At 65.0% G+C, this 3,878-nt stretch carries 6 protein-coding genes; 2 read left to right on the top strand and 4 right to left on the bottom strand.

Annotated elements, in window-relative coordinates; all coding sequences use genetic code 11:
- The first annotated feature begins 158 nt into the window (after nucleotides 1-158).
- Nucleotides 159-782, top strand: a complete 624-nt coding sequence (locus ABNS06_RS07830; RefSeq protein WP_348673703.1) for a type II secretion system F family protein — start codon at nucleotides 159-161, stop codon at nucleotides 780-782.
- Between the two features lie 6 nt (nucleotides 783-788).
- Here the strand turns inward: ABNS06_RS07830 and plsX are convergent, their stop codons facing one another.
- From plsX to ABNS06_RS07845, 3 genes are all read right to left on the bottom strand, one after another.
- Entirely contained in the window at nucleotides 789-1,838 is a 1,050-nt protein-coding gene (gene plsX / locus ABNS06_RS07835; protein ID WP_348673705.1) for a phosphate acyltransferase PlsX, read from the bottom strand.
- Nucleotides 1,839-1,921: 83 nt separating this feature from the next.
- Nucleotides 1,922-2,116 (bottom strand): 50S ribosomal protein L32, encoded by a 195-nt coding sequence (gene rpmF / locus ABNS06_RS07840; protein ID WP_348673706.1) that lies wholly within the window; start codon nucleotides 2,114-2,116, stop codon nucleotides 1,922-1,924.
- A 10-nt stretch (nucleotides 2,117-2,126) separates the two neighbouring features.
- Nucleotides 2,127-2,582 (bottom strand): YceD family protein, encoded by a 456-nt coding sequence (locus tag ABNS06_RS07845; RefSeq protein ID WP_348673708.1) that lies wholly within the window; start codon nucleotides 2,580-2,582, stop codon nucleotides 2,127-2,129.
- A 19-nt stretch (nucleotides 2,583-2,601) separates the two neighbouring features.
- Here ABNS06_RS07845 and ABNS06_RS07850 point away from each other — a divergent pair, with 19 nt between their 5' ends.
- Entirely contained in the window at nucleotides 2,602-3,231 is a 630-nt protein-coding gene (locus ABNS06_RS07850; protein ID WP_348673710.1) for a Maf family nucleotide pyrophosphatase, read from the top strand.
- Between the two features lie 8 nt (nucleotides 3,232-3,239).
- Here the strand turns inward: ABNS06_RS07850 and ABNS06_RS07855 are convergent.
- The coding region (locus ABNS06_RS07855) for an HAD-IA family hydrolase (RefSeq protein WP_348673712.1) at nucleotides 3,240-3,878 on the bottom strand (639 nt) is incomplete at its 5' end.

Genomic DNA, 3,878 nt, shown 5'->3' on the forward strand with positions numbered 1-3,878 from the left:
CCTGCTCATCGTCGAACAGGGCGTGATGCACAATCATCAAACCCCTGAGCGTTTCGGGGCGGTTGGGCTGCAGCGCATTGGATTGTTCGAACCAGGGCAAGGCCTGTCTGAAGTGCGCGGCGCTGCGTTCTTGGATGGAAAAAATCTCGCCCAGAGACGTGTTCTCGTCCATCGACCAGGAGCTGCCCGCGCTGACGCGCGGCATGATCGCGACCAGCGATTTCCTCCGCGCGAACTGGTGGCTGTTGCTGGGCGGCATCGCGGCTGCCGTGGTGATCTGGTCGTTGCTGAAACGCCGCGACGCGTTCCGCTACCGGGTCGACTCGATCCGTCTGAAACTTCCGCTGATCGGACGTCTTGCGCGCGGGCTCAACACCGCCCGCTTCACCCGCACGCTGAGCATCCTGTCGGGCAGTGGCGTCCCGATGCTGGAGGCGCTGAAGATTTGCGAGCAGGTGGTAACCAACCTGCCGATGCAGGAAGCCATCACCAACGCCACGCGACGGGTGCGGGAAGGCGAATCGATCAGCAAGTCACTGACCACCAGCGGGCTGTTTCCGCCCATCGCCGTTCACCTGATCGCCAGTGGCGAGCAGTCCGGCAAGCTGGACGACATGCTGGAGCGCGCGGCCGTGCACCAGGAACGTGAGGTGGAGACACTGGTGGCCGGACTGATGGGGGTGTTCGAGCCGCTGCTGATCCTGACCATGGGTGGCTTCGTGCTGATGATCGTGCTGGCGATCCTGCTTCCGATCTTCGAGCTGAACTCCCTGGTTCAGTAGCTCCGACTAAGCTGGGGTATCGCCCACCGCCTGCTGGGATTCGGCCGCATGCAGGCTGCTTGCCAGCAGGGATTCGATCTTGCGCGGCACGTCGTACTCGATCTCGATGATCGCGATGCGAATGGCGTTGGCGAAGGCCTCGGCGTCGGCGCTGCCATGACTCTTGATCACGATGCCCTGCAGGCCGACGAAGCTCGCGCCGTTGTAGTTGCCCGGGTTGATCCGACGCGCGAAGGACTTCAGCACCGGCGCGGCGGCCAGTGCCGACAGTTTGGTCAGGGCGTTGCGCGAGAACTCCTCGCGAAGATACATGCCGATCAGCTTGGCGACGCCTTCGCTGGATTTCAGCGCGACGTTGCCGGAGAACCCGTCACAAACCACGACATCGACCTCGCCCAGGAACACGTCGGTGCCCTCGACGTAACCGATGTAGTTCAGGTCGCTGGCGGCGAGTCGCTGCCCCGCCTCGCGGATGGCGTCATTGCCCTTGATCTCCTCCTCGCCGATGTTAAGCAACGCAACGCGTGGCGAGTCGAGACCGTGAACCGCATGGGCGACCACGTCACCCATGACCGCGAACTGGACCAGATGGTCGGCGCTGCACTCGACGTTGGCGCCCAGATCCAGCATGTGGGTATAGCCGTCGATGGCGGGAATCCGCGAGATGATCGCGGGCCGGTCGATCCCGGGCAGGGTCTTGAGCACGAAACGGGCGGTGGCCATCAGCGCACCGGTATTGCCGGCTGACACGCAGGCCCGGGCTGAACCGTCCTTGACGGCGTTGATGGCCAGGCGCATCGACGAACGTTTCTTGCCGCGCAGCGCGCGCGACGGCAGCTCGTCCATGCCGACCACCTGTTCGGCATGAATCAGCTCGACCCGGCCGGGAAATTGCCTGGATAGCGCGTCGACCTGCCCGCCGATGGCGGTCTCGTCACCAACCAGCAACAGGGACAACCCGGGGGTTTCATCCAGCACGGCCCTGGCCGCGGGCAGCACAACGGACGCGCCGTGGTCACCGCTCATCACGTCCAGCGCGATTCGCAGGTCAGCCACGGCGTTTTCCGGCCTGGTTAAGCGGACGATCAGCAGATTGGCAACCGCACGTGTCCGTACGGGCGCAACGCTGTGAAGACAGCTTATTCCTGCTCTTCCGCAGCCTGCGGCTTCACGATCACCTGACGACCGCGGTAGTAGCCATCGGCGGTCACGTGGTGACGGCGATGGGTTTCACCGGTGGTCGGATCGGTCGACAGCGCGGCGGCGCTCAGGGCGTCGTGGGAGCGACGCATGCCGCGCTTGCTACGGGTTTTACGGTTCTGTTGTACGGCCATCTCGAGGTCCTCAGTTGTCGTCCGAGCCAGTCTGTGTGTCCGGCGGCGCACATTCAGCGTGCCGCGGGTAGCTCGGGACGGCGAGCAATAATTCGTCCGTGACCGCATCCAGAACCTGGAAACGATCACCATCCAATACGATGGGGTCGGCATCAGCGTCGACATCCACCGAATCCGACGCCACCAGATGCCAATGCACCGGCGCGTCAATCGCGTGGTCCATGGCTTCCATGCAGCGCTGGCACTGAAGTGATACCAGGGCCACAATACGCCCCGTCACTTCCGCCGGTCTTGCGTCGGACCGGAATTCCGGAACGACAAGATGCAACGACACCTCCGCCGGTCGAAGCAGTTCGACACCGGCATCCAGCAGGCGCGGCATGCGCTCGGCAGTGATGAGACCTTCCATCTGCTGACGAGCAGGTGCACGCGCCAGATCGATCCAAACCGGCATGGGGCGCTGCATGGCGCGCGCGATGATAGTGATGAGCGCAGATCAAGTCAAAGAAAATCAAGATAATCCGGCACTTTCGGCCACTTCCGAACCGGTGCTGATCCTTGCCTCCGGCTCCCGCTACCGGCGGGAAATGATCGGGAGGCTGCAAATTCCGGTCGTCGCGGATTCGCCGGACATCGACGAGACCCGCAGGCCCCAGGAATCACCGCTTGCGCTGTCCGTCCGCCTGGCCCGCGAGAAAGCGGAACATGTGGCGCGCCGGCATCCGGGACAATGGGTACTGGGCAGCGACCAGGTCGCCATGCTGGGCGACGAGGCGCTGGGCAAGCCGGGCACGACGGAGCGGGCCCGCGCGCAGCTGCGTCAGTGTTCGGGGCACGTCGTGGAGTTCCAGACCGCGATGTGCCTGGTCGGGCCCGGCGACAGCCTGGAGCATCTGGACACCACCCGCGTGCGCTTTCGCAGGCTCACACCCGCGAGCATCGACAACTACCTCGCCCGCGAATCTGCGCTGGATTGCGCCGGCAGCTTCAAGTCCGAAGGTCTGGGCATCAGCCTGACCGAATCCGTGGAGTCGGAGGACCCGACCGCGCTGATCGGGCTGCCGCTGATCGCCCTCGCCCGCTGGCTGCGCCAGATCGGGCTGATGATCGACTGACCGGTTATTCAGCGGGTCCGATACGTCTCCAGCCAGGCCGGCAGATCGGCCACCTGCGCGACCAGCCCCAGTGGATCGCAGCGCCGCAGCGTCCGGGCATCATGCACGCCGCACAACACGCCGACCGACGCGACCCGGGCGTTGCGCGCCATAGCCAGATCGTATTCGCTGTCGCCGATCATCAGCGCGCGCTCCGGCGGCGTATCGGTCTCCCACAGCAGTTCCTCCAGCATGTCCGGCGCGGGCTTGGATGGCGCCTCGTCGACGGTCCGGGTCGCGGAGAAATACGCGCGCAGGTCAGTCGCATCCAGCGCGACCTCCAGACCCTGGCGGCCCTTGCCGGTGGCCACGGCCAAGGTGAAACCGGCATCCGCGAACCAGCGCAGCGTCTGCTCGACCTGCGGAAACAACGGTGCGTGCTCGATCCGGCCGGGGCCGGTTCGCGCCCGGTAGTCCATCAGCTGCGGCTCCAGTTCCTCGCGGCTGTGGTCCGGAAACAGAATCGCCAGCGCCTCCCACACACCCAGACCAATCAGACCGCTTATCTCGTGATCCTCGCGCGTCGGCAGACCCAGGTCGGCGATGGCGGCCTGCATCGCATCGACGATACCGCCGGCGGAATCGGACAATGTGCCATCCCAGTCGAA

Source organism: uncultured Abyssibacter sp. (genome assembly GCF_964000955.1).
Lineage (GTDB): Bacteria > Pseudomonadota > Gammaproteobacteria > Nevskiales > OUC007 > Abyssibacter.

What these genes read in the sequence shown, in the direction of transcription:
- ABNS06_RS07850 (WP_348673710.1), top strand. Translation starts at nt 2,602, where the DNA reads ATGAGCGCAGATCAAGTCAAAGAAAATCAAGATAATCCGGCACTTTCG.
- rpmF (WP_348673706.1), bottom strand. Translation starts at nt 2,116, where the DNA reads ATGGCCGTACAACAGAACCGTAAAACCCGTAGCAAGCGCGGCATGCGT.
- ABNS06_RS07845 (WP_348673708.1), bottom strand. Translation starts at nt 2,582, where the DNA reads ATGCAGCGCCCCATGCCGGTTTGGATCGATCTGGCGCGTGCACCTGCT.